We start from the raw sequence: 23892 nt of genomic DNA on the forward strand, positions 1-23892 counted from the left end.
CTTCGGATTGGTCCGGCACCTTGCCGAACTGGGCTATGGCCGTCACCGGACGCGGAAGTGTTCGAGATCCGGCACGCGGACGCACAATCCGTGACCCGATTGCTCCAGATCGGGGCGAACTGTGCCGCCTGTGGGGTCGAGTGCTCCGTCGAAGAATCGCTGTTCGATCCGGACATGGTCGTGGAACCACTCCAGATGCCGCAGGTTGGCGGTGGCGGCGGCGGGATGCGCGTGCAGATGCGGGGCGCAGTGTCCGGAGATCTGCAGGTGATGGGCGGCAGCGATGGCGACAGCCTGCCGCCAGCCGGTGACACCGCCGCAACGGGTGAGATCGGCCTGCACGCAGTCCACCGCACCGGAAGCGCACATTCGTTCGAAGTACGGTGGATCGTACCCGTATTCGCCCGCAGATACGTCCGGGTACACAGCGGCGCGGACCTGCGCCAACCCAGTGAGGTCATCGGAAGAGACCGGCTCCTCGAACCAGGTCACCTCTGCATCAGCCATCTCGCAGGCCGCCCGAATGGCTTGCTTGCGTCCGTATGCACCGTTGGCGTCCACATACAGTTCACTGTCATCGCCGATGATGTACCGGGCCTGTCGGATTCGAGCGAGGTCACGGTCTGTGTGAGTCCCCCACGACTCGCCGATCTTGATCTTCACCCGAGGGATTGCCTGGTCGTGCACCCACTCACCGAGCTGATCCCCGAGTTGCCGAGACGTATAGTTGGTGAATCCACCGGATCCGTATACCGGTACTGTGTCACGGACCGCACCGAGCAGCCGACACAGCGGAACCGACAACAGCCGAGCTTTCAGATCCCACAGCGCGATATCGACGGCGGAGATCGCACACCCGGCGATACCGGCCCGACCGACGTTGCGAACTGCTTTCACCATCCGCTCGTAGATCCCCTGAATATCGAACGGATCCGAATGACAGACCAATGGCGCGAGAAGCTCGGCGACTGCAGCGCAACAGGCCGAGGGTGCGTAGGTCCACCCCACTCCGACCCGGTCCGCGGCCCTGGCCTGGACGAGCACCAATGTAGTGGAATCCCAGTCGAGGGTGCCGTCCGCCTCCGGGGTATCGGTGGGGACCGTGTACGCGGCCGCGGACAGCGCGGTGATCGGGGTGTCGATCATCGTCGGACACTCAGCCGTTCTCATGCGGGAGGAACTCCTGCGCCTTGGTCTTGATCCCGGTCTTGATGAATCCCCAAGCGTCCTCATCTCCCTGTAGGACTGCTGCGGTGGCCGACTTGAACTGTTCCCAGGTCGCATGCGGCGGGATCGGCGGCATATCCGGATCGGTATGCACGTCCAGGACAGTGGGCCGATCCGCTGACAAAGCATTCTCCCATGCTCCGGCGAGTTGCTCGGGTGTGGTGACGGTCTCTGTCCGCAAGCCGAGGCTCTCAGCGAAAGACGCATAGTCGACATCCGGGAGGGTCTGCGAGGGGGCGAATTTGGGAGATCCGGACATGGCGCGCATTTCCCAGGTCACCTGATTGAGGTCATTGTTGTGCAGGACCGCAATGATCAGCCGGGGGTCCGCCCACTCCTGCCAATAGCGTTCGACGGTGATCAGTTCGGCGAGGCCGTTCATCTGCATTGCGCCATCGCCGGCAAACGCAATCACCGGACGGTCCGGATAGGCGAACTTCGCTCCGATCCCATAGGGGACGCCGGGCCCCATGGTCGCCAGAGTCCCCGAAAGAGAGCCACGCATCCGACCGCGGAACCGCAGTTGACGCGCGTACCAGTTGGCCGACGAGCCCGAATCTGCCGTAACGATCGCGTTTTCGGGTAGTCGAGGCGACAACTCGGCGAACAACCGCAACGGGTTCACGGGATCGGCTTCCACCTGCGCCTGCATCTCCATGGTCTCCCACCAGCGCGCCACGTTGGCCTCGATCTCCTCTCTCCAGGAGCGGTCCTCCTTCCGGGACAGGTGCGGAATCAGGGCCTGCAAAGCTGTTCTCGCATCGGCAACCAGGTTGACCTCGTTCGGGTATCGCATCCCGATCATGTGACCGTCGATGTCGATCTGCACACCTCGGGCCTGGTCGTAGTCAGGTAGGAACTGGGCGTACGGAAAGGACGACCCGACCGTCAGAAGGGTGTCGCAGCCCGCCATCATCTCGTAGCTCGGGCGGGTACCGAGCAGCCCGATTGCCCCGGTCACCCACGCGAGTTCATCGGAGAGCACGTCTTTCCCCAAGAGCGCTTTGGCTGCACCGGCGCCGAGCAGATCGGCAACCTCGGCGATCTCATTGTGTGCACCGCGCGCACCCTGCCCGACCAATATGGCGACCTTGCGACCCGAATTGAGGACTTCCGCAGCGCGCGCTACCGCCGCGTCGTCCGGAGCGAGGGTCGGGGTGTCGAATCCGAGGCTCGACGGCACCATTTTGAACTCGTGCGTCGGTGGGGAGTACTCGAGTTCTTGGACATCCGCCGGAATGATAAGTGCGGTAGGAGCCCGTCGGGTCGCCGCTGTCCGGATCGCTCGGTCGAGAGCGTTGGGCAGCTGCTCCGGAACGGTGACCATCTGCACGTAGTCGCTGGCGACATCCTTGTACAGGCTGAGCAGGTCGACTTCCTGCTGGTAGGATCCGCCCATGGCGGAGCGGTTCGTCTGTCCGACGATCGCGACCACCGGTACATGATCGAGTTTCGCATCGTAGAGGCCGTTGAGCAGATGAATCGCTCCGGGGCCGGAGGTTGCGATACATACCCCGACGCGCCGCGCGAACTTCGCGTATCCGACGGCCTCGAACGCGCACATCTCCTCATGCCGGGCCTGAACGAATCGAGGGTTGTTTCCCGCCCGCTCCCAAGCGGCGAGAATACCGTTGATTCCGTCACCTGCGTACCCGAATACGTGTTCGACCCCCCACGCCCGCAATCGTTCGAGCAGAAAGTCCGCGACATTCTGACTGGCCATCGAGTCCTCCTGAGCACGAATCGGGTGTACGGAAGGCCGTTCCCGGAACACACGGAGCAGTTCCAGCATCTCGTCTACCCTGTGCGGAGTCACCGAAACCGAATCGCGGAACAATTTGCCATTCCGCAATGGTTGCGGTAGCGCGCTGCCGGGTACGCGCAATGGATGACCACCCAGACTGTTGGGTAGCGCTCGCAGAGGCGGTAAGCATGACGCGACACCCAGTACTCGACGACGGCCCGACACCGCACGTGCTTCGGGAATACGCGCTGATCGCGGATGGGGAACGCGGAGCTCTCATCGGTCCGCGTGGGGATATCGCGTGGATGTGCGCGCCGCGGTGGCACTCCGGGGCCGTGTTCTCCGCCTTGCTCGGTGGAGAAGGTGCGTACACAGTCCGCCCCTCCGTTCGGCGATTCACGTGGGGCGGTTACTACGAACCCGGCAGTTTGATCTGGCGTAGTCGTTGGGTCACCAGCTCGGGCACGGTTGAATGCCGGGAGGCACTGGCCTTTCCCGGAGATGCGCATACCGCGATAGTGCTGCGTCGCATCACAGCGGTTGAAGGTGATGCGCAGCTCGATGTAAGTCTCGATCTGGCCGCAGATTTCGGTGCGCGTCCGATGCAGCAGACGAACGAACTCAACGGGGTACGGACTTTTCGGGCAGGGGCGTTACGGGTTCGCTTTGCCGGAGCACCGGCGGTGCACCACCAGCACCGCAGACTCGAAGCCGTCCTCGACGTACCGGCCGGGCATCATCACGACCTGGTTCTCGAAGTCGGTGATCGGCCATTGCCCAACAAGCCGCCGGATGCAGACCGGTTGTGGAACCACACCGAATGCGCCTGGCACAACGCCGTTCCGCAGATAGAAGGTTCCCTCGCCGATCGCGACGCCCAGCACGCGTATTCGGTTTTGCGCGGCCTGACGAGCTGCACCGGTGGCATGGTCGCCGCGGCCACGACCGCGCTACCCGAACGAGCAGAGCAGGGTCGAAACTACGACTACCGATACTGCTGGATCCGCGATCAGTGCTACGCAGGTCAAGCCGTTGCCGAGGCCGGGCCGCATCCATTGCTCGACGATGCCGTCAGGTTCGTCAGTGACCGTCTCCTCGCCGACGGCTCTGATCTGGTGCCCGCCTACACCGTGACGGGCGGCCGAGTTCGCGACGAAACTTCGCTCGACCTTCCGGGCTTCCCAGGGGCCGACGCACGCGTCGGAAATCATGTCAACGACCAGTTCCAGCTGGACGCATTCGGGGAGGCGCTGTTGCTGCTGGCCGCCGCCGAACGGCATGGTCGTCTCGATCGCGAGCATTGGAAGGCGGCGGAAGTTGCAGTGCACGCGATCGAGCGACGCTGGAGGGAGCCCGACGCCGGTATATGGGAACTCGCACGTCGTCGTTGGGCCCATTCACGGCTGATCTGCGCAGCCGGCCTCCGACGCATCGCCGCTGTCGCACCTGCCGCGCAGGCGGCCCAGTGGACCGGACTGTCCGAACAACTGGTCGCCGACACAGGCAGAGACTGCCAGCACTCCACCGGCCGCTGGCAACGCGCTCCCGACGACGACCGGGTCGACGCCGCACTGCTGTTACCCAGTATCCGCGGCGCTCCCTCTGCCGCAGACCCACGCACCGCAGCGACACTTGCTGCGGTGCGTGCCGAACTCGGCCATGAAGGCTACGTCTACCGCTTCCGCCAGCACGACGGCCCCCTTTCCGACACCGAAGGGGCGTTCCTGCTGTGTGGATTCATCATGGCCGTGGCCGAGCACCAGCAAGGCAACCGGGTCGCCGCTGCCCGCTGGTTCGAACGCAACAGAGCCGCGTGTGGCTCTCCTGCCCTGTTCACCGAGGAGTTCGATGTCATCGAACGCCAGCTACGCGGCAACCTCCCACAAGCATTCGTCCATGCCTTGCTCTTCCAAGCGGCGCACTATCTCGCCGGACCCAGTCAACGCCAGTAGCGACCAGCACCTCCAGGCAGCCCACCACTCCAGGAAGGACATCCGCTTCTTACCGTCTCTCCTGCCTTGTTGACAGGAGATTCCCAGCTCAAACCACACCCGACCCCGAAGGAGGCGGACCCCAGTGACCGACATCGTCGACACCGGTGTGGCCACGCTCCGCCACAGCCAGAATCACTCCGGCAGCATTCGACACGTTCCCGCTTCATCCACTCGATCGCCGAATCCGCAGCCTTCCGCGCCATCGTCGACTTCGCCAACTCCGCCGCACGCCGGTTCCGATACTGCGCATGCGACAGATCGAACTGCGCGTCGGTGGCGGTCGCGGTCCTGCTCACACCCCCAACCGACAAGTTCCCCGCCACCACACTCCTTTGAAAGGAGGACAGCGCGGATACTCTCTCGTGAACGAAGGAGTATCCGCGCTGAACACCAGATGATGACCACACCGAAACCCGGACGCGTCGTGGTGATCACCGGCGCCTCCGGCGGAATCGGCCGCGCCGTAACCCGTGTATTCGCTGCGCGCCACGACAGAATCGCCTTGCTCGCCCGTGGTGAGCAAGGTCTCGCGCGAGCGGCCGAAGAAGCCGAGCGTGCCGGAGCACAGGTTCTCACCGTGCCCACCGACGTCGCCGACCCCGATCAGGTCGAGGAAGCGGCGACCGGAATCGAGAACGCGCTGGGCCCGATCGACATCTGGATCAACGTGGCGTTCACCTCGGTCTTCGCGCCGCTGCACGAGATCACACCGGGAGAATTCCGGCGCGTGACCGAAGTCAGCTATCTCGGGTACGTCTACGGCACCATGGCGGCTTTGCGCCGTATGCAACCGCGAGGTGCCGGGACCATCGTGCAGGTGGGATCCGCACTCGCCTATCGCGGAATTCCTCTGCAAAGTGCATACTGCGGCGCCAAACATGCCATCCAGGGTTTCAGCGAGGCACTGCGGTGCGAGCTCTTGCACAACAAATCGGGCATCCGCGTCACGATGGTCCAGATGCCTGCGGTCAACACGCCTCAGTTCTCCTGGGTTCGCTCGCGCTTGCCGAACCACGCGCAGCCTGTGCCACCGATCTTCCAGCCGGAAGTCGCCGCCCGCGCCGTCCTGTACGCGGCCGAGCACCCCCGACGCCGCGAATACTGGGTCGGCGCCAGCACCGCCACCACCCTCGCGCTCAACGCGATCGCACCTGGCCTACTCGATCGGTACCTCGCCGCCACCGGATTCAGCTCCCAGCAGACCGACCAGCCGCGCGACCGACACCGGCCATCGAATCTGTGGCACCCGGCCGACGGACCGAACGGTCGCGACTTCGGCGCACACGGCGTTTTCGACGACCGGGCACTCCCACAGTGTCGGCAGCTGTGGTTCTCCCAGCACCATGGGATCATCGGCGCCGCGGCAGGGGCAGTCGCAGTCGGTGTGGCGTCTGCTCTCGGGAGCCGGTGGCGTCGATAGCCGCGTTTTCGGGCCCCGCGGTTTCGGACCGTTCGTCCGAGGTACCCGTCCTCTATGACGGGATTGTTTTCAACACTGGAATCCGCGACGGCCCTCGACCGCCCATCGACGGCCGTCCGCGACGCTGTCCGCCGCATCACCTCGGGGCCACAGGGCGATCTGCTGCGCGGTGACGTGGCCCCCGGCCACCCACTGCACCCCGCACTGGTAGCGATTCCGATCGGCGCCTGGTCGTGTACCCCGCTGTTCGACTTCGTCTTCCGCAAACCGGAGACAGCCCGGCAGTTGATCGGAATCGGCTTGGTCGCCGCCTTACCGTCTGCGCTCACAGGTTGGGCGGACTTCGCCGAATGCGACACACAGCAACGACGGGTGGGCCTGGTCCATGCTGCGATCAACGGAAGCGGCATCGCGCTGATGGGTTTGTCCTACCTGGGACGACGTGGACACACAGGCAACCGTCCCGCTGCGGTGGCAGCGAGCACCGTGGCGACCGCGATGATCGGTATCGGCGGCACGCTCGGCGGTCATTTGGCGTTTGCGCAGGGCGCACGAGTGGGCCGCAGAGCATCTCGCCGCATGGAATCACGCGTGATGGGTATGCGGAAGCAGCACACTTCGAAGGAGGGTCGACCATCATGAGCACAGCAAACAACGGACTCCTGTCGGGCCGAACCATCGCCATCCTTGCGACCGACGGTGTCGAGGAGGTGGAACTCGTCGAGCCTCGGCGCGCAGTGGAGCAGGAAGGCGCCACGGTGCGATTGCTGTCACTGGCGAGCGGTGAAATCCAGGCGATGCAAAAAGACGTGCAGGCCGCTGGCAGGTACGCCGTCGACCAGGTCGTCGCCGATGCTTCGGTAGACGACTACGACGGTCTTCTCCTGCCTGGCGGGACAACCAATCCCGATCATCTTCGGCAGGACGCCAAGGCCGTCGCGTTCGTCCGCGACTTCGTCACCTCGGGACGACCCGTCGGGGTGATCTGTCATGGACCGTGGACTCTCGTCGAAGCCGACGTCGTCCGCGATCGGACGCTGACGTCGTATCCGAGCGTCCGCACCGACATCCGAAATGCCGGCGGCACAGTGGTGGACAAAGAGGTGGTGATCGACCAGAACCTGGTATCGAGCCGCAATCCCGACGACCTTCCCGCGTTCTGTTCGGCGGTGGTCGACGTATTCTCCGATCAAGGGCGAGTGCGATGAGTGCGAACAGTTGAGCAGAACGATGCCAGAAGCGACACCGAGCGAGTTCGCCGTGGTGGCGAACCGACTCCCCGTCGATCTCATCGAGCGTCCGCCCTACAGGCAGAGGGAGCAGTGGGGGACGAGGTCGGCGCGCATTCCCAGACCGACCGTGGCCTCGACGATACGCGGCCACATCATCGGATCGCCAACGCGAAGTCCTGGACGTCCCCGCGGGACCTGAACCACCTCGATGCGGGGTTCGGTGTTCCACAACGCCAGTGCGGGACCGTTCGAGTGCGCCGCGGCGTAGTAGATGCCGTGGATTTGACGGCAGGCGGGCACCGGAGCGGGGCGCCGGCCGGGGGCAGGCACGTGCGGATCGAGTCGATGCAGCGGCCCGAAAGTGCGGTGCGTGTTCTCGTCCGGGTGTACGGGGACGAATGGTAGATACGGCACCAGGCTCACGGACGACGGCTGGTGGGTGGCCTCACCCAAGTCGCCGTGGGGCCTGTGCCCATTCGGTCAACGACGCCCATTCGGTCGACGACACGGCTCCGCCGGGGAAAACGGCGCTACCCGGGCGAGGCCGTCGTCGACGGCGGTGCGTTCGTCGTCGCTGAGTGGGATCGCGGCGAGCATGCGCTGCCGCATCGCTCTTTGCCTCGAACGAACGAATGCCGCCGGACGAGCGTCCGAGGCCTGACCAGGCCTCGGACGCCCCCCGACAGTTATTGTCGCGGCCTACTGAGGTGAACGCTACTGCTGTGAACGCTGACGTGCTTCGTCCACCTCAGCTTCGCCGCGTGCCTTTTCGGCTTCCGCTTCCTTTTTCGCGACTTCCCGCTGGCTCTCGGCCTTATCCTGCTGTGCACGTCCCTCTCGGGTGAGTTCGTCATTTCCGATCAAGGCTCCGGCAGCTTCCTTGGCCTTACCCTTCACGTCTTCGACGGCGCCCTTGATGCCTTCGCTGGGGCCGCTCTTGTCATCTGTCATTCCGACGATCCTTTCTCGTGTGGACTTGCACATCTCGGTCGGCTGTCTGCTTGTCGCTTCGACTTCCGGTCGATCACTCTCGTCATAGCAGCAATCCGATAGCCGCAGCCAGGAAGATCAAAAAGATCACCAGGGCCGCTCCGACCGCCACCCACCCGGTCGGTGGAAATCTGTAGCTGGTACGTGGTTCCGGCGCAGACAGGCCCGAAGTGCCCGCCGACTCGGGCGGGGTCGCTCCGGGACGCACGCCGCCACCAGCATCCAGATCCGGCGTCTTCTCGGGCGCCGGATCAGTGTTGCCGTGCGGCTCGGGATCGGAGACGCTCATGTGCCCTCCTCGGCAACGTGTCGGTCGAAGATCCTGAATCCGCGAAGATTCTGAACCGGCGATCAGCGACCGATTCGTATTGGGTCGCCCCTACCGAATGCCCGCTCACCTCGCCATTGAAACCCGAGCGCTCGGAACACCCCCGCCACCACCCCGAATCGGCACCGCGACCCGCACGTTTACCCGGTCACGAACCAGGGCATCCGATGAGCACGGCAATTCACTCGAAAGGAGCTTCGGCATGCCCACGTGCGATACATGCGGAAACGACTACGACAAGGCTTTCACTGTCACGCGCGAAAACCTTACCGGCACATACGACAGCTTCGAGTGTGCAGTCGAAGCAATGGCACCGGAGTGTGCCCACTGCCACTGCAAGATCCTCGGTCATGGAGTCGAGGCGAACGGCGCGATGTTCTGCTGCGCCCATTGCGCACGCCAAGTCGGCCAAGACCAGCTGACCGACCGGGTCGGGAGCTGACCGTCGGCCATGACGCAGGATGTGGAGAAGCGCTGGCACGACCCGAAGGAATTTCGTAACGCCGTCCGATATGCGGCCGTAGTGATCGCGATCGCGCTGCTGGTCATGGCAGGAATGATCGTGTGGTCGGCAACATCCGGCGATAGTTGCGCAGACGAAGAGTTCGCTGTCTGCACGGAACCCGCTCGCCAGATTCTCATGTTCGGACCTGTCGTCGTCCTTCTCCTGGGAGGGCTCGGGGCGTTCGTCCGCACCTATCAAGTCTGGAAGAACGGTGGGCGGTGGCCCATCTGGCATGGAGCGGGGTGGGCGCTCTTCGTTCTGATGGTGATGTACGCCGGCATCTCGGCGACCGCCGTGAGGTAGCCCCACACTGGAGGTCTGCCATTCGACGCCGCGGAAGGGAAGTCGATGCACATCGCGATGGTGTCCGAAGGCGCGAGTCCACTTGCCTCCGATGACGCAGATCTCGACGGACGTTGCGTTCACATTGCTGAGCTCTCCGCGGCACTCGCTCGGGCAGGGCATCGCGTGGTGGTGTACACACGCCGCGACCAGCCAGGCCTGCCCCAACGAATGAAGACCGCGGGGAACTACGAGGTGGTGCACGTTCCATCCGGCCCTTCCGAACACCTATCAGAAAATGAATTATTCTACTCCACAGGAGATTTCAGTTCATTTCTCCAGAATGAATGGTCACGCGAACGTCCAGATGTCGTGCACGCCCATTTCTGGATTTCGGGAGTCGCCGCTCAGTTGGCTGCGCAAGCACAGGCAATTCCTACTGCGCAAACCGCGCTGGAGGCAATGGCATGCAGACGACCGGTCATTGCGGCGACCCCGTTTCCTGCACACATGGACCGGTATCGCAGACAACTACCCGATGAAACACCGTTGCCGTGCACGGATTACCATGCACGGCAACGGATTCACAACGCACTGCCCACTGCAGCCCGCTGCGATCTTCGAATGGCATCAGGCCGCGATACTCAGCGATCGCATAGCACTTTCCATCGAAGTGAACGGGAGAAAGTGCTGTTCGGGATCGGCAACACGCAGCAATCGCTGAACCGGTCTCCCGCACACGAGTGCCCAACGTGCACTGTTCTGTCGATTCACTCCATCGAGCTCTCGAAACACTACGAGCCCCGCTGCCCCGAAGAACCCGACCTCGGACAGATCGAGAATGATCCGTGGTGAAGACTGACGATACCTGCACACGTAACTATTCAATGCCTCCGCGTTACGGAGGTCGACTTCTCCGGTGACACCGATGCGAACCAAGGTCGAGCTGATCTGTTGTGCGCAGAATTGCGCACCAGCAGCCCTGCCGATCGAAGCATCACGCGGAACAACACGCCTGGACATGATCGGCGTGGCAAGGTTCTCTGTAGCAATCATTGCACTTCCCAACGTCTGAGAAACTTTGAGTCTGAAAACTCCGAAGGCGCTACAGATGCGACGTCGGCGGCACACGATCGCCCCGCAGGAACGCCGCCTCATTCTGCGGCACCTTCAACTTCCAGGCTGTGTGCTCAACCGCCTTCGACAGTAGTACAAACCCGACAGACACTCAACCGAGCCACAATCCCTCACCGTGCGTCGGCCACGGTGCATCGGCACTGCCGCGCGCACGAATCCATCGGGTTGAACCCTTCCGGGCTGGGCGGGTTGAACCCCCTCCGGGCTGGGTAGTCTTCGTCTGGAGAAGGAAGCAGGACCCACCAGACATTCAGCACCGCTACACGTAGTCACGGAGAACAAGCACCCATGGCGAATTCCGCGTCGCTAGATTCGGCACACGACCATAGTCCCCCTACCGTCGAGTTGCGGGTGAAGGCCGATGCCGACCAGCTTTCGGTGCTGCGCGCGGTCGCAGCGGCGATCGCGTTGCAACACGACTTCGATCTCGACACCGTCGAGGACATCAAACTCGCGGTCGATGAATCGGCTACCAGACTGATCGTGAATTCGACCGAATCATCGACGCTTCTGTGCAGCTTTCAAGTCTCTCCGTCAGGAGTGAGGATCAGGTTGTCGGCCCCCGCCCGCCCCGACGCCCCCGCTCGACAACCCCGGTCGTTCGGGTGGCATGTCCTCAATTCGCTCACTGATTCGGTATCCGTGTCGTCGGAGATCGACGGCCACGGTAAGACGCTGAGCATCATCGACCTGACGATCTCCGAACGTGGCGCCGCTCGGTGAATGCGAGCAACAGGAAGACGAACGACGACTACGCCGACGTCGTCGACGACCTGAAACGGATCGCTGTCCTCGACGGGGAGGATGTCGAGCTCGCCGCGATCCGCGAGCGCGTAGTCGAGCGTTGTCTCCCTCTCGCAGAACACATCGCGCGGCGCTTCGATGGGCGTGGCGAGTCATTCGAAGACTTGGTCCAGGTCGCACGTCTCGGGTTGGTCAACGCGGTCGACAGATTCGATCCGGATCGCGGGGCCGACTTCGTGTCGTTCGCGGTGCCCACCATCATGGGCGAGGTACGCCGGCACTTCCGCGACACTGCCTGGGCGGTGCGGGTTCCCCGGCGCATGAAGGAACTGCACCTGTCGCTGAGCCATGCCACGGCCGATCTGTCGCAACGTCTCGGGCGCGCACCCTCGCCGAGCGAACTCGCGCAGGAACTGGGCATCGAGAAGGAAGAAGTGCTGCAGGGGCTGGTTGCGGGCAATGCCTACACCACCGTTTCCGTGGACCGCCCGTCGTCACAGACAGACAACGGTCTGACCCTGGCCGAAACACTCGGCGAGTACGACACGGCCCTCGACGAGGTCGAGAACAACGAAGCGCTACGCCCGTTGCTCGACGCACTGCCGGAACGCGAACGCTCGATCGTCATGCTGCGCTTCTTCGGCAACATGACGCAGACACAGATTGCCGAACGGGTCGGGGTGTCGCAGATGCACGTCTCACGTCTCCTGGCGAAGACCCTCGCGCAACTGCGAGATCAGCTCGGGAACAACTTCTGACCAGCCCGTTCCTACCCGATCCGGCTCAGAAGGTCGCGGCATCGATGACGAATCGGTACCGCACGTCACTCGCGACCACTCGGCCGTAGGCCTCGTTGATGCGATCGGCGGAGATCAACTCGATCTCTGCGGCTATGCCGTTCACCGCGCAGAACTCGAGCATCTCCTGTGTCAATGCAATCCCTCCCACGTTCGATCCCGCGATCGCACGGTCGTTGTTGCCGAGCGAGAACGCCCGCAGCGACAGCGGGTTCTCGGGCAGGCCCAGTTCGACGAGGACGCCCCGCAAAGACAGGAGCGACAGGTATCGGTCGAGGTCGAGGTTGACCGACACGGTGTTGAGGATCAGATCGAACGTGCCGCGGAGTTCCTTGAAGAGGTTCTCGTCGGTCGTCGCGCGGTAGTCGACGGCACCGAAGCGCAGACCGTCGTCCTTCTTCGTCAACGAGTGACTGAGCACGGTCACCTCCGCACCGAGCGCAGCGGCGATCTTGACGCCGACGTGCCCGAGCCCGCCCATCCCGATGATCGCGACCTTGGTGCCGGGGCCGGCGTTCCAGCGCTTCAACGGTGAGTACAAGGTGATTCCGGCACAGAGCAGCGGCGTCGCCGCTGCAGGATCGAGCCCGTTCGGCACCTTCAGCACGAAGTGTTCGGTCACGACGATGTGTGTCGAGTAGCCGCCTTGTGTGACCTGCCCGTCGCGGCCGACGGAGTTGTAGGTCGCGGTGACCCTCTTGACGCAGTGCTGTTCGAATCCGGTTCTGCACGGGTCGCATTCACCGCACGAATCGACGAAACATCCGACGCCGACCCGGTCGCCTACCACGTGCGTCGTAACATCGGAACCGATCGCGGCGACACGTCCGACGATCTCGTGACCGGGCACTACCGGATACTTCGTACCTCCCCATTCGTTGCGGGCGATGTGGATGTCCGAGTGGCAGATGCCCGCGAATTCGATCTCGATCAGCACGTCGTGCGGGCCCAGCGGCCGACGCTCGATCGTGGTCTTCGTCAGCGGGGCATCCGCGGCGGTAGCGATGAAGGCAGCCGCGGTGATGGTCGGAACAGCCGAGTTGCTCATATTTCTACGTCTACTCCCCCGCGAACGACGGCGCACCCGCGGGGTCGTTGCTGGTGCCCGCCTGGGCTGCAACGCGCCGGCGCACCCTGCGTGCCGCGGCGACCAGGTTGCGTAGCGACGGCTCGAGCTGGACCGCGATGATCTCGTCGCGGGTGCCTTCGCCGTGCCAGTAGGAATCGCTTCTCCCCCATGCACATCGCATTGGGAGCTCGCCGACTACCCGGCCTTCTTGGTCGCACGGCCGTTGTCGGCGTACTCGTAGAAGCCGGCTCCGGACTTCTTGCCGACGAGCCCGGCCTCGACCATACGGAGCAACAACGGAGGCGCCGAATACAGTGGCTCCTTGAACTCGTCGTACATGGAATCCGCGATCGATTTGACGGTGTCCAGCCCGACGAGATCGGTCAGCGCGAGCGGACCCATCGGGTGGGCGCACCCGAGGACCATCGCCTTGTCGACGTCGTCCTTGGTCGCAAAACCGGATTCGACCATCCGGACTGCTGAGAGCAGGTACGGCACGAGTAGTGCATTCGCGATGAACCCTGCCCGGTCGGAAGACCGCACGACTTGCTTGCCGAGAATGTCGCCCGCGAACGTCTCTGCGCGTTCCGCCACCGCGTGGCCGGTCTTGAGGGTGGTCACGACTTCGACCAGTGGAAGTACCGGTACGGGGTTGAAGAAATGCATTCCGATGACGCGTTCGGGTGCCGTAGTCGTGACACCCAGCTTCATGATCGGGATCGACGACGTGTTGGAGGCAAGTACCGCGCCGGGGTCGGTGACGATCGTGTCCAGCTCCGCGAATATCTCGGCCTTGATCTTCTCGTCCTCCACGACCGCTTCCACCACGAGTTGCCGATCGGCAAAGTCCTCGAGGTCGGAGGTGAACCGCAACCGCCACACAGCCTGTTCGCGCTCACGTTCGGTGATCTTCCCGGTACTCACTCCGCGGTCGAGGGACCGGAGGATCCGTGCACGTCCGGCTGCCGCGAGTTCGCGGGTCTGCTCGAACACCAGGACATCGACGTGAGCGCGCGCACACACCTCGGCGATACCCGAGCCCATGATGCCGGCGCCGATCACGCCGACGCGCTGAACCTTGTCGGTGTTCACGTCAGCTCTCCCTCAACCTCGACTGCGCTGGAGTGACAACAGATCTGGTGAGCACACGGGTAACTCACCGGGTACATCCAGAAATCTCGGGTTTCGACGCCGGCGGCCCGCAACGAAAGTCGCGGGCCGCCGATCTTGTACGCCGAGACCAGGAGATGCGGTTCGGCTCCTAGTGGAACTGGCCTTCCTCGGTGGAGCCCTTCAGGGCAGCCGTCGAGGTGTTCGGGTCGACCGTGGTGGCGATCGAGTCGAAGTAGCCGGCGCCGACCTCGCGCTGGTGCTTGACCGCGGTGAAGCCGCGCTCCTGCGCAGCCTTGAACTCGCGCTCCTGCAGGTCGACGAAGGCGGTCATGCCCTCGCGGGCGTAGCCGTGGGCCAGGTCGAACATGCCGTAGTTCAGCGCGTGGAAGCCGGCGAGGGTGATGAACTGGAACTTGAAGCCCATCGCGCCGAGCTCCTTCTGGAACTTCGCGATGGTCGCGTCGTCCAGGTGTGCCTTCCAGTTGAAGGACGGCGAGCAGTTGTAGGCCAGCAGCTGGTCGGGGAATTCGCTGCGCACTGCCTCGGCGAACTTCTTGGCGACCTCGAGATCCGGCACGCCGGTCTCCATCCAGATGAGGTCGGAGTACGGGGCGTACGCCTTGGCGCGAGCGATGCAGGGCTCGATGCCGTTCTTGACACCGAAGAAGCCTTCTGCGGTGCGGGTGCCGTCGAGGAACTCGCGGTCGCGCTCGTCGACGTCCGAGGTGATGAGGGTGGCGGCCTCGGCGTCGGTGCGGGCGATGACGACGGTGGGGACATCGGCGACATCGGCGGCGAGACGAGCCGAGGTCAGGGTGCGGATGTGCTGCTGCGTGGGGATGAGCACCTTGCCACCGAGGTGGCCGCACTTCTTCTCCGAAGCAAGCTGATCTTCCCAGTGCGAACCGGCGACGCCGGCCGCGATCATGGCCTTCTGCAGTTCGTACACGTTGAGCGCGCCACCGAAGCCGGCCTCACCGTCGGCGACGATCGGAGCGAGCCAGTTGTCGACCGAGGTGTCGCCCTCGACCTTGGCGATCTCGTCGGCGCGCAGCAACGCGTTGTTGATGCGGCGAACGACCTGCGGAACCGAGTTCGCCGGGTACAGCGACTGGTCCGGGTACGTGTGACCCGACAGGTTGGCGTCGCCTGCGACCTGCCAGCCGGACAGGTAGATGGCCTTGAGGCCGGCGCGCACCTGCTGAACGGCCTGGTTGCCGGTGAGGGCACCCAGCGAGTTGATGTAATCCTCGTTGTTCACGAGGTCCCACAGGATCTCCGAACCACGGCGGGCGAGGGTGGCTTCCTCGACGACGGAGCCCTGCAGCTTCACGACCTGCTCGGCCGTGTAGTTGCGGGTGATTCCCTTCCAGCGGGGGTTGGTGTCCCAGTCCTTCTGGATTTCTTCAGCGGTCCTCGGGGTGCCGGTGGTCGACATCAAAGCTCCACTCTCTAGATCTACTCCGCTCGACGTCAGCAGTACATCTGTACTACTTCACATCCTTTGCGGACCATTCGGATGTACATGACGACAATGGCACACCTGAAAACTGCCCGCTACCTGTTGCTAATGCCAATCTCGGTAATTTTTGACCGTCGATTTGCAAATATTGCTAATCGATGGGGAGGCCAACGATCATGCCATCGCGAGCAGAAGTTACCCGCCGGTAGCACTGACCTCCACCTTTGCGGCCGTGCGTTGCCGAACGCGAGGTAGCACCTCCCCGCCGCGACCGTCCGCGGGGGGATTCCTCGACACGCCCCGCTGTGACCGTATTCACAGAATTCCGTGGCATGCACACACCAGGTAGATGACCTTGAAAACACCCTGGACGGTCGTACGATGTGCCGCACGACCGGATCGGGGCCGGTCGCGCACCGTACTGCGCGCCCTCCTGCGACGGTCACCGTCCGCACAACCGAGGAGCAGTCATTCTTTCACCCACGTCGCGTCCGATCGTCGAGATGACCCTGCCAGCGGTCGAGGCGCACATCGGCGTGATCTCCGAGACGTTCTACGAGAAGCTGTTCGCCGCAGAACCCTCACTGCGCACCAATCTGTTCAACAGAACGAACCAAGCGAGCAGCGCCCAGCAGCAAGCGCTCGCAAGTTCCGTCACCTCCTTCGCACGGTTGCTCGTCACCCAGAATCCCGGCGACATCGACGCGATCATGGCCCGGATCGCCGCCAAACACGCGTCCCTGGGTGTGACGTCCGACCTCTACGAGGTCGTGCGCACCCACCTGTTCGCCGCGATCGGGGAAGTCCTCGGTGATGCAGTCACTCCTCAGGTCGCGACCGCATGGAACGAGGTGTACACCCTGATGGCCAACTCCCTGGCCGAACAGGAGTCGCAGATGTACCACGAGGCCGGCGTGACGGCGGGCCAGGTGTGGCGGCAAGCCCTGGTCGCCGCGCACGAGTACGACGGTGCCCACTCCGCAACCCTGTTCCTGCGCCCCCTCGACGGCAAACCCTTCCGCATCCACCGCCCGGGCCAGTACACCTCGGTCCGCATCCGCTTCGCAGACGAGACAGAACAGATCCGCCAGTACACCGTGACCCAGGGCCGCCAATCGGGCGAGTGGGCGATATCCGTCAAGCGAGTGCCGGATGGACTCGTGTCGCCGATCCTCGTCGACAAGGTCCGAGACGGCGATCAGATCACCGTGTCGCAGCCGTTCGGCGGCGTCGTGGTCGAGAACGACAACACCCCGCTACTCCTGATCTCCGCCGGCATCGGTGTCACCAACACGCTGGCGACCATCCAGCATCTGGCCACGTATCACCCGGCACGCGAGGTGACCATCGTGCATGTGGAGAGGTCCGCGTACGAACAGGTACGGCGCATCGAGTTCAGCGCGGTGGCGAAGTCGCTGCCCAACTCACAGCTGTTCCTGCGCTACAAGGACTTCGACGTCGAGCACGACGACGGGCGGAACCCGCTGACCGGTGTCCTGTTGCCGTCGAACGCACAGACCTACGTGTGCGGGCCTGTCGAGTTCATGCGGTCGATCCGGTCCGAGTTGATCGTCGCCGGGTTGCCGCCGGCATCGATCCATTTCGAGGCATTCGCTCCGGGCTCGTGGCTCGGGCTCGAGAGCGAGCACGCCCTCATCCCTTAACCTTGTTGCGAACCCGACGTTGCAAAGCTGGTGGAAGCATCTTACGCTGGGCGAATGGCCAAGACCTACGTCGGCGCCCGGTTGCGCCAGCTACGGACCGAGCGTGGACTCAGCCAAGCCGCACTCGCCAAGACACTCGAGATCTCCGCAAGTTATCTCAATCAGATCGAGCACGACGTCCGACCCCTGACCGTGCCGGTACTGCTGCGGATCAGCGAAGTGTTCGGCGTCGACACGACGTTCTTCTCGTCACAGGACGACACCCGCCTGATCGCCGAGATGCGGGAGGTCGCGCTCGACCAGGAGATGGGTATCGAAGCCGATGCGCAGGAAATCGCCGACATGGTCACAGCGCATCCCGGCCTGGCGCGCGCGATGGTCAACATGCACCGTAGGTTCCGCAACACCACCGCGCAACTCGCCGCGGCGACGGAGGATCGCTACAGCGACGGCAGTGGAAGCGGCGCCATCACGATGCCGCACGAGGAAGTCCGCGACTACTTCTATCAGCGGCAGAACTATCTCCACGAACTCGACACCGCTGCAGAGGAGCTTGCCAACCGGATTCGATTCCACCGAGGCGACGTGGGTGGCGAGATCGCCAAACGCATGACCGCGGTCCATGACGTTCAGGTCGTCAAACGTATCGACCTCGGCGAGAACGTCCTGCACCGCTACGATCCCGAGACCCGCGTCCTCGAGATTGCACCGCAGCTGTCGGGCGGCCAGCAGGTGTTCAAGCTCTCGGCCGAACTCGCGTACCTCGAGTGCGGCGATCTCATCGACAGCCTCGTCGACGACGGCGGCTTCACCAGCGATTCGTCGCGCACGCTTGCACGACTCGGGCTCGCGAACTACTTCGCAGCAGCACTGATCCTCCCCTATTCACAGTTCCACGAGATCGCCGAAAGTTTCCGCTACGACGTCGAGCGACTCTCGGCGTTCTACGGTCAGAGCTACGAAACGGTCGCGCATCGCCTGTCTACGCTGCAACGTCCGAAACTGCGCGGTGTGCCGTTCTCGTTCGTCCGTGTCGACCGGGCCGGCAACATGTCCAAGCGCCAATCCGCCACCGGGTTCCATTTCTCGACGAGCGGTGGCACCTGCCCGCTGTGGAACGTGTACGAGACCTTCGCATACCCGGGCAAGATCATGACTCAGATCGCGCAGATGCCCGATGGCAGACGCTACCTGTGGGTCGCACGGACGGTCGAACGCCGCGCGGCACGCTTCGGACAACCCTCGAAGACGTTCGCGATCGGCCTCGGCTGCGACCTGCGCCATGCGCACCGGCTCGTCTACGCGGAAGGCCTCGAGCTCGACGAGTCGAACCCCGGCACCCCGATCGGCTCCGGCTGCCGCGTGTGCGAGCGGATGAACTGCCCCCAGCGCGCCTTCCCTCCTCTCGGTAAGGACATCGACATCAACGAACACCGCAGCTCCGTGTCGCCGTACCTCGTGCGCTGAGTACCCTCTACCCACATGTCACGCACACCCGCCGCGCTGGGCGACACAGCCTTCGAATTCCTGTCCGAATACCACCTCGCGACCCTCACCACGCTGCGCAAGGATGGGACCCCTCACGTCGTCGCGGTCGGGTTCACGTGGGACGCTGATACCGGGCTCGTCCGGATCATCACGTCGGAGGGCACGCAGAAGTCGCTCAACGTCGAGCGAGGTGAATACGCCGCAGTCAGCCAGATCGACGGTCGGCGGTGGCTGACGCTGGAGGGCCCGGCGCGTGTCGCACGCGACGATGACGCCGTCACCAAGGGCGAGCGTCTGTACGCGACCCGCTACCGCGAGCCCCGATCCAACCCGCGCCGCGTCGTCATCGAAATCGCAGTCGAGCGGGTCATGGGTTCCGTACTCGACCCCGCCTGACCTTCCCGCGCGCATTTTCGCTTCCCGCTACCGCTATCGCGGTAGCGGGAAGCAATTCCCCTCGCGAACCGATGTGAGCACGACGTAACACCGACGTCATCAACTTCACGGAACGGTCACCGGAAGACACTCCGGCGCAATAACACCCGCCTATCGTGTGGATCCACGGATACAGCGCTGTATACGCCGCCCGGTCCCCTTCCGCGAAGGACACCCCCATGACAGTTGCCCGATCCAAGTTCGCCACGAGCGCCGCAGCGCTGGTCGCCGTCGGACTCACCCTCACCGCATGCGGAAGCAGGGCAGGTGACACCTCCACCGGCGACACCTCCGTCGCTGCCGGAACATCGTGCGTCGACACCGCCGGCGACAGCATCAAGGTCGGCTCCTTGAACTCCCTGTCCGGAACCATGGCGATCTCCGAGGTCACCGTACGCGACTCGATCGCCCTGGCTGTCGAGCAGATCAACGCCGACGGCGGTGTGCTCGGTAAGCAGATCCAGATCGTCGCGGAAGATGGCGCCTCCGAGCCGACCGTGTTCGCGGAGAAGGCCGAGAAGCTCATCAGCTCCGACTGTGTCGCAGCAGTGTTCGGCGGTTGGACATCCTCGAGCCGCAAGGCGATGCTTCCGGTATTCGAAGACCGGAACTCCCTGCTGTACTACCCCGTTCAGTACGAGGGTCTCGAGTCGTCGTCGAACATCTTCTACTCCGGCGCAACGACCAATCAGCAGATCGTGCCCGCACTCGATTACCTGAAAGAACAGGGTGTGACGTCGTTGTACCTGGTGGGCAGCGACTACGTCTTCCCGCAGACGGCCAACCGGATCATCCGCGCTTACGCCGACGCGAACGGTATCGAGATCAAGGGCGAGGACTACACCCCGCTCGGCTCGACCGACTTCTCCACCATCGTCAACAAGGTCCGTACCGCCGACGCCGACGCCGTGTTCAACACGCTCAACGGCGATTCCAACGTCGCGTTCTTCCGGGAATACACGAACGCGGGTCTCACTGCCGCGGAGATGCCCGTCGTGTCGGTCTCGATCGCCGAAGAAGAGGTTGTGGGTATCGGCGCGCAGAACATCGAGGGCCAGCTCACCGCATGGAACTACTACCAGACCGTCGACTCGCCCGAGAACACTTCATTCGTCGAGGCATACAAGGCGAAGTACGGCGAGGTGAAGCCGACGTCCGACCCGATGGAAGCTGCCTACACCTCGGTGTACCTGTGGAAGAACACCGTCGAGAAGGCCGGATCGTTCGACGTCGCAGCGATCCAGGAGGCCGCCGACGGAGTGACGTTCGACGCGCCCGAAGGCACCGTGACGATCGACGGCGACACCCACCACATCACCAAGACCGCACGCATCGGTGAAATCCGCGGCGACGGCCTGATCTACACGATCTGGGAATCCGACGGGCCGGTCGACCCCGACCCGTACCTCGAGACCTACGACTGGGCTGCGTCTCTCTCCGGGAACTGACCGGTACCACCGTCGACGAGGAGGACCGATATGGATATTGTTGCAGGACAGTTGTTCACAGGATTGAGCATCGGATCGATCCTACTGTTGGCAGCATTGGGGCTGTCGCTGACCTTCGGTCAGATGGGCGTCATCAACATGGCTCACGGCGAGTTCATCATGGCCGGTAGCTACACCGCGTTCGTGGTACAGCAGGTGATCTCGTCCGCAGGAGTCTCCCTGTTCGTGTCCCTCCTCGTCGGTTTCCTCGTCGGCGGTGCACTCGGTGTCCTCCTCGAGGTCACCCTCATCCGGCGGATGTATCACCGTCCCCTCGACACACTGCTCGTCACGTTCGGTGTCGGCCTGCTGCTCCAGCAGCTCGCCCGCGACATCTTCGGCGCACCAGCCGTCAACGTCATTGCACCGGAATGGCTCTCCGGCGGAATCGAGATCCTCGGAGCGGTAGTTCCCAAGACCCGCCTGTTCATCCTCGTGCTCGCCACCGCGTGCGTGGTCGCCCTGATCACCGCGATGAAATACACCTCCATGGGTCGCCGGATCCGCGCGGTCGTGCAGAATCGCGATCTCGCGGAAACCGTCGGAATCTCGTCCCGCCGCACCGACCTGACCACCTTCTTCCTCGGCTCCGGACTCGCCGGCCTCGCCGGGGTGGCACTGACGCTCATCGGGTCGACGAGCCCGACCATCGGGTCGGCCTACCTGATCGACGCGTTCCTCGTCGTCGTCATCGGCGGCCTCGGCCGAATCGAAGGCGCCGTCATCGCCGCAGTCGCTCTGGGCCTGCTCAACTCGTTCATCGAGTACTCGACCACCGCCTCGATCGCGAAGGTGATTGTGTTCGTACTCATCGTGATCTTCCTCCAGGTCCGCCCCCAGGGCCTGTTCGCGGTCAAGACAAGGAGTCTGGTCTGATGTCGGTGACCTTCGGCGACCTCACTCGCCCCGGCCCCGTGCGCACAGCCACGGGATTCGCCCTCGCTGCAGCGCTGCTTTTCGCCGTCGCCCCCGCAGTGCTGTCCGACTTCCGGCTCGGACTACTCGGCAAGTTCCTGTGCTTCGCGATCGTGGCCGTGGGTATCGGACTCGCCTGGGGCCGCGGCGGCATGCTCACGCTCGGTCAGGGCGTGTTCTTCGGTCTCGGCGCCTACATCATGGCGATGCACCTCAAGATTGCCGACGCCGAACTCCGCGGCGACACCGTCCCGGACTTCATGCAAATCGCCGGAATCCGAGAACTACCCGGTTACTGGGCGCCGTTCGCCTCCCCGATCGTGACCATCCTCGCGATCGCCCTGCTCCCGGCCCTCGTCGCACTGTTGCTCGGACTCGGCGTCTTCAAGCGCCGGGTCAAGGGCGCTTACTTCGCGATCCTCTCGCAGGCGCTCGCCGCCGCCTTCGCGATCCTGCTCATCGGTCAGCAGTCCACCGGAGGATCCAACGGACTCAACCGCTTCCGCAGCTTTTTCGGCTTCGATCTGGCAGATCCCGCCAACAGGCGAATGTTGTTCTTCATCGTCGCCGCGATCCTGCTGCTCGTCGTCGCCGCGACCCGCCAGCTCATGCAGTCTCGCTACGGCGAACTGCTCATCGCAGTCCGTGACCAAGAGGAACGCGTCCGATTCCTCGGATACGACCCGGCCAATATCAAGGTCGTCGCGTACACCGTCGCCGCGTTCTTCGCCGGAATCGCAGGCGCGATGTTCGTTCCGATCGTGGGTATCATCTCCCCCGCCGACATCGGAATCGTGCCCTCGATCGCCTTCCTCATCGGTGTCGCGATCGGCGGCCGCACCACCCTGCTGGGCCCGGTCCTCGGTGCCATCGGTGTCGCCTGGGCCCAGACCGCACTGTCCGAGAACTTCCCCTCCGCCTGGACCTACGCGCAGGCCCTGCTGTTCATCGTTGTCATCGGCTTCTTCCCCGCCGGAATCGCCGGGCTTGCCAAGCTCCGACGACGCCGCGCGAAAGCAGATTCCTCCGACGATCCGACGACGTCCCCGTCCGAACCTGAACTGGAGCCCGCTCGATGAGCACACCCGAATTCGGCGGCAACGCCGGCATGTCTGCCGAGTACCTCGAAATCCGTGCCCTGAGAGTCCAATTCGACGGTTTCACCGCCGTCGACGGAGTCGACCTCACCCTGTTCCAGGGCGATCTGAGGTTTCTCATCGGCCCCAACGGCGCTGGCAAGACGACGCTCGTCGACGCAGTCACCGGTCTCGTCCCCGCAACCGGATCGGTCACCAAATCCGGTGTCGAACTGCTCGGCAGGAAGACCCACAAGATCGCACGTCTCGGTGTCGGCCGCACCTTCCAGACCGCGTCCGTGTTCGAGGAACTGTCGGTGCTTCAGAATCTCGACATCGCCGCCGGCGCAGGCCGCTCACCGTGGCAGCTGCTCCGCCGCCGCAGCGGCGTCCTCCCCGAGATCGAACAGGCCCTCGAAACGATCGGCCTCACCGCTCACCGCGACACGGCCGCCGGCATCCTGGCTCACGGTCAGAAGCAGTGGCTCGAGATCGGGATGCTGCTCGTGCAGAATGCCGACGTCCTGCTCCTCGACGAACCTGTCGCCGGCATGAGCGGCGCCGAACGCGAGGAGACCGGGCAACTGCTCCGGCGGATCGGCGCAGAGCGCACCGTGGTGGTCGTCGAACACGACATGGATTTCATGCGCGCCTTCGCGACATCGGTGACGGTACTGGCCCGCGGCAAGGTGATCGCCGACGGCACGGTCGAGGAAGTGCAGAACAATCCGCAGGTCCAGCAGGTCTATCTCGGGACCACCGCTGCAGTACAGGAGGCGTGAA

Annotated in this window: 25 protein-coding genes and 1 pseudogene; 16 read left to right on the forward strand and 10 right to left on the reverse strand. The window is 63.9% G+C overall.

Annotated elements, in window-relative coordinates:
• Positions 1-42 precede the first annotated feature (42 nt).
• Together ACZI8W_RS16950 and ACZI8W_RS16955 are read right to left on the reverse strand one after the other, a co-directional pair.
• Positions 43-1170, reverse strand: coding sequence for an enolase C-terminal domain-like protein (locus tag ACZI8W_RS16950; protein WP_463369666.1), 1128 nt, complete (start codon positions 1168-1170; stop codon positions 43-45).
• Positions 1157-2950, reverse strand: coding sequence for a thiamine pyrophosphate-requiring protein (locus ACZI8W_RS16955; protein WP_463369667.1), 1794 nt, complete (start codon positions 2948-2950; stop codon positions 1157-1159). Before ACZI8W_RS16955 ends, ACZI8W_RS16950 begins: the two co-directional genes overlap by 14 nt.
• A gap of 209 nt (positions 2951-3159) precedes the next feature.
• On the opposite strand from ACZI8W_RS16955, the gene ACZI8W_RS16960 reads away from it, so the two are divergent.
• The 4 genes from ACZI8W_RS16960 (at position 3160) to ACZI8W_RS16975 (ending at position 7593) form a co-directional block, all read left to right on the forward strand.
• Positions 3160-4923 carry a glycoside hydrolase family 15 protein gene (locus ACZI8W_RS16960; RefSeq protein ID WP_463369668.1) on the forward strand — a complete coding sequence of 588 codons (1764 nt, stop codon included), beginning with the start codon at positions 3160-3162 and terminating at the stop codon, positions 4921-4923.
• Between the two features lie 439 nt (positions 4924-5362).
• Positions 5363-6385, forward strand: a complete 1023-nt coding sequence (locus tag ACZI8W_RS16965) for an SDR family oxidoreductase (RefSeq protein ID WP_463369669.1) — start codon at positions 5363-5365, stop codon at positions 6383-6385.
• A 54-nt stretch (positions 6386-6439) separates the two neighbouring features.
• A complete protein-coding gene (locus ACZI8W_RS16970; protein WP_463369670.1) occupies positions 6440-7027 on the forward strand; it encodes a DUF2231 domain-containing protein in 588 nt (195 codons plus the stop codon).
• Positions 7024-7593 (forward strand): type 1 glutamine amidotransferase domain-containing protein, encoded by a 570-nt coding sequence (locus tag ACZI8W_RS16975; protein ID WP_463369671.1) that lies wholly within the window; start codon positions 7024-7026, stop codon positions 7591-7593. The genes ACZI8W_RS16970 and ACZI8W_RS16975 overlap by 4 nt, the downstream gene beginning before the upstream one ends.
• Before the next feature lie 96 nt (positions 7594-7689).
• Here the strand turns inward: ACZI8W_RS16975 and ACZI8W_RS16980 are convergent, their stop codons facing one another.
• From ACZI8W_RS16980 to ACZI8W_RS16990, 3 genes are all read right to left on the reverse strand, one after another.
• Positions 7690-8070 carry a hypothetical protein gene (locus tag ACZI8W_RS16980; protein ID WP_463369672.1) on the reverse strand — a complete coding sequence of 127 codons (381 nt, stop codon included), beginning with the start codon at positions 8068-8070 and terminating at the stop codon, positions 7690-7692.
• Positions 8071-8331: 261 nt separating this feature from the next.
• Complete coding sequence (gene mbp1, locus ACZI8W_RS16985; RefSeq protein ID WP_463369673.1) at positions 8332-8568, reverse strand: microaggregate-binding protein 1; 237 nt, start codon at positions 8566-8568, stop codon at positions 8332-8334.
• Between the two features lie 82 nt (positions 8569-8650).
• Positions 8651-8896 carry a DUF6480 family protein gene (locus ACZI8W_RS16990; protein WP_463369674.1) on the reverse strand — a complete coding sequence of 82 codons (246 nt, stop codon included), beginning with the start codon at positions 8894-8896 and terminating at the stop codon, positions 8651-8653.
• Between the two features lie 241 nt (positions 8897-9137).
• On the opposite strand from ACZI8W_RS16990, the gene ACZI8W_RS16995 reads away from it, so the two are divergent.
• From ACZI8W_RS16995 to ACZI8W_RS17005, 3 genes are read left to right on the forward strand one after another with little or no spacing between them, the layout of a single operon-like run.
• Positions 9138-9377 carry a hypothetical protein gene (locus ACZI8W_RS16995; protein WP_463369675.1) on the forward strand — a complete coding sequence of 80 codons (240 nt, stop codon included), beginning with the start codon at positions 9138-9140 and terminating at the stop codon, positions 9375-9377.
• A gap of 9 nt (positions 9378-9386) precedes the next feature.
• Positions 9387-9743, forward strand: a complete 357-nt coding sequence (locus tag ACZI8W_RS17000) for a hypothetical protein (RefSeq protein WP_463369676.1) — start codon at positions 9387-9389, stop codon at positions 9741-9743.
• A gap of 57 nt (positions 9744-9800) precedes the next feature.
• Complete coding sequence (locus tag ACZI8W_RS17005; RefSeq protein WP_463369775.1) at positions 9801-10577, forward strand: glycosyltransferase; 777 nt, start codon at positions 9801-9803, stop codon at positions 10575-10577.
• On the opposite strand, the pseudogene ACZI8W_RS17010 reads toward ACZI8W_RS17005, so the two are convergent.
• A pseudogene (locus ACZI8W_RS17010) lies at positions 10482-10880 on the reverse strand (STAS domain-containing protein); the annotation flags it as partial. The gene ACZI8W_RS17005 and the pseudogene ACZI8W_RS17010 sit on opposite strands and share 96 nt — an antisense overlap.
• 330 nt (positions 10881-11210) lie before the next feature.
• On the opposite strand from ACZI8W_RS17010, the gene ACZI8W_RS17015 reads away from it, so the two are divergent.
• Together ACZI8W_RS17015 and ACZI8W_RS17020 are read left to right on the forward strand one after the other, a co-directional pair.
• Positions 11211-11582, forward strand: coding sequence for an ATP-binding protein (locus ACZI8W_RS17015; RefSeq protein WP_463369677.1), 372 nt, complete (start codon positions 11211-11213; stop codon positions 11580-11582).
• Positions 11579-12361 (forward strand): SigB/SigF/SigG family RNA polymerase sigma factor, encoded by a 783-nt coding sequence (locus ACZI8W_RS17020; RefSeq protein WP_463369678.1) that lies wholly within the window; start codon positions 11579-11581, stop codon positions 12359-12361. The genes ACZI8W_RS17015 and ACZI8W_RS17020 overlap by 4 nt, the downstream gene beginning before the upstream one ends.
• A 25-nt stretch (positions 12362-12386) precedes the next feature.
• Here the strand turns inward: ACZI8W_RS17020 and ACZI8W_RS17025 are convergent, their stop codons facing one another.
• The 4 genes from ACZI8W_RS17025 to aceA all read right to left on the reverse strand — a co-directional run bounded on the left by ACZI8W_RS17025 (position 12387) and on the right by aceA (position 16020).
• Entirely contained in the window at positions 12387-13448 is a 1062-nt protein-coding gene (locus tag ACZI8W_RS17025) for an NAD(P)-dependent alcohol dehydrogenase (protein WP_463369679.1), read from the reverse strand.
• Between the two features lie 10 nt (positions 13449-13458).
• Positions 13459-13650 (reverse strand): hypothetical protein, encoded by a 192-nt coding sequence (locus tag ACZI8W_RS17030; RefSeq protein ID WP_463369680.1) that lies wholly within the window; start codon positions 13648-13650, stop codon positions 13459-13461.
• 14 nt (positions 13651-13664) lie between these two features.
• Positions 13665-14561, reverse strand: a complete 897-nt coding sequence (locus ACZI8W_RS17035) for a 3-hydroxybutyryl-CoA dehydrogenase (protein WP_463369681.1) — start codon at positions 14559-14561, stop codon at positions 13665-13667.
• A 169-nt stretch (positions 14562-14730) separates the two neighbouring features.
• Positions 14731-16020, reverse strand: coding sequence for an isocitrate lyase (aceA, locus tag ACZI8W_RS17040; RefSeq protein WP_463369682.1), 1290 nt, complete (start codon positions 16018-16020; stop codon positions 14731-14733).
• Between the two features lie 527 nt (positions 16021-16547).
• Between aceA and ACZI8W_RS17045 the strand changes: the two genes are divergently transcribed.
• The 7 genes from ACZI8W_RS17045 (at position 16548) to urtD (ending at position 23891) form a co-directional block, all read left to right on the forward strand.
• A complete protein-coding gene (locus tag ACZI8W_RS17045) occupies positions 16548-17708 on the forward strand; it encodes a globin domain-containing protein (RefSeq protein WP_463369683.1) in 1161 nt (386 codons plus the stop codon).
• Between the two features lie 54 nt (positions 17709-17762).
• Positions 17763-19175 (forward strand): acetate metabolism transcriptional regulator RamB, encoded by a 1413-nt coding sequence (ramB, locus tag ACZI8W_RS17050; RefSeq protein ID WP_463369684.1) that lies wholly within the window; start codon positions 17763-17765, stop codon positions 19173-19175.
• A 15-nt stretch (positions 19176-19190) separates the two neighbouring features.
• On the forward strand, positions 19191-19592 hold the full coding sequence (locus tag ACZI8W_RS17055) for a TIGR03618 family F420-dependent PPOX class oxidoreductase (RefSeq protein WP_463369685.1): 402 nt from the start codon (positions 19191-19193) through the stop codon (positions 19590-19592).
• Between the two features lie 218 nt (positions 19593-19810).
• The gene (gene urtA / locus ACZI8W_RS17060; RefSeq protein ID WP_463369686.1) at positions 19811-21079 is read left to right on the forward strand and encodes an urea ABC transporter substrate-binding protein; all 1269 of its coding nucleotides are present in this window, start codon (positions 19811-19813) and stop codon (positions 21077-21079) included.
• A 30-nt stretch (positions 21080-21109) separates the two neighbouring features.
• Positions 21110-21994: an urea ABC transporter permease subunit UrtB gene (gene urtB / locus ACZI8W_RS17065; RefSeq protein ID WP_463369687.1), complete on the forward strand. Its 885-nt coding sequence runs from the start codon at positions 21110-21112 to the stop codon at positions 21992-21994.
• On the forward strand, positions 21994-23112 hold the full coding sequence (gene urtC, locus ACZI8W_RS17070; RefSeq protein ID WP_463369688.1) for an urea ABC transporter permease subunit UrtC: 1119 nt from the start codon (positions 21994-21996) through the stop codon (positions 23110-23112). Before urtB ends, urtC begins: the two co-directional genes overlap by 1 nt.
• Complete coding sequence (urtD, locus tag ACZI8W_RS17075; protein WP_463369689.1) at positions 23109-23891, forward strand: urea ABC transporter ATP-binding protein UrtD; 783 nt, start codon at positions 23109-23111, stop codon at positions 23889-23891. Before urtC ends, urtD begins: the two co-directional genes overlap by 4 nt.
• Position 23892 lies beyond the last annotated feature (1 nt).

Source organism: Rhodococcus ruitaii (genome assembly GCF_055230935.1).

Coding starts and splice junctions, on each gene's coding strand:
- ACZI8W_RS16995 (WP_463369675.1), top strand. CDS start 9,138: ATGCCCACGTGCGATACATGCGGAAACGACTACGACAAGGCTTTCACT.
- ACZI8W_RS17030 (WP_463369680.1), bottom strand. CDS start 13,650: ATGCGATGTGCATGGGGGAGAAGCGATTCCTACTGGCACGGCGAAGGC.
- ACZI8W_RS17000 (WP_463369676.1), top strand. CDS start 9,387: ATGACGCAGGATGTGGAGAAGCGCTGGCACGACCCGAAGGAATTTCGT.
- ACZI8W_RS16960 (WP_463369668.1), top strand. CDS start 3,160: ATGACGCGACACCCAGTACTCGACGACGGCCCGACACCGCACGTGCTT.
- ACZI8W_RS17005 (WP_463369775.1), top strand. CDS start 9,801: ATGGTGTCCGAAGGCGCGAGTCCACTTGCCTCCGATGACGCAGATCTC.
- urtC (WP_463369688.1), top strand. CDS start 21,994: ATGTCGGTGACCTTCGGCGACCTCACTCGCCCCGGCCCCGTGCGCACA.
- aceA (WP_463369682.1), bottom strand. CDS start 16,020: ATGTCGACCACCGGCACCCCGAGGACCGCTGAAGAAATCCAGAAGGAC.
- mbp1 (WP_463369673.1), bottom strand. CDS start 8,568: ATGACAGATGACAAGAGCGGCCCCAGCGAAGGCATCAAGGGCGCCGTC.
- urtA (WP_463369686.1), top strand. CDS start 19,811: ATGACAGTTGCCCGATCCAAGTTCGCCACGAGCGCCGCAGCGCTGGTC.
- ACZI8W_RS16955 (WP_463369667.1), bottom strand. CDS start 2,950: ATGGCCAGTCAGAATGTCGCGGACTTTCTGCTCGAACGATTGCGGGCG.
- ACZI8W_RS16970 (WP_463369670.1), top strand. CDS start 6,440: ATGACGGGATTGTTTTCAACACTGGAATCCGCGACGGCCCTCGACCGC.
- ramB (WP_463369684.1), top strand. CDS start 17,763: ATGGCCAAGACCTACGTCGGCGCCCGGTTGCGCCAGCTACGGACCGAG.
- ACZI8W_RS16965 (WP_463369669.1), top strand. CDS start 5,363: ATGACCACACCGAAACCCGGACGCGTCGTGGTGATCACCGGCGCCTCC.
- urtD (WP_463369689.1), top strand. CDS start 23,109: ATGAGCACACCCGAATTCGGCGGCAACGCCGGCATGTCTGCCGAGTAC.
- ACZI8W_RS17055 (WP_463369685.1), top strand. CDS start 19,191: ATGTCACGCACACCCGCCGCGCTGGGCGACACAGCCTTCGAATTCCTG.
- urtB (WP_463369687.1), top strand. CDS start 21,110: ATGGATATTGTTGCAGGACAGTTGTTCACAGGATTGAGCATCGGATCG.
- ACZI8W_RS16950 (WP_463369666.1), bottom strand. CDS start 1,170: ATGAGAACGGCTGAGTGTCCGACGATGATCGACACCCCGATCACCGCG.
- ACZI8W_RS16975 (WP_463369671.1), top strand. CDS start 7,024: ATGAGCACAGCAAACAACGGACTCCTGTCGGGCCGAACCATCGCCATC.
- ACZI8W_RS17045 (WP_463369683.1), top strand. CDS start 16,548: ATGACCCTGCCAGCGGTCGAGGCGCACATCGGCGTGATCTCCGAGACG.
- ACZI8W_RS17025 (WP_463369679.1), bottom strand. CDS start 13,448: ATGAGCAACTCGGCTGTTCCGACCATCACCGCGGCTGCCTTCATCGCT.
- ACZI8W_RS16990 (WP_463369674.1), bottom strand. CDS start 8,896: ATGAGCGTCTCCGATCCCGAGCCGCACGGCAACACTGATCCGGCGCCC.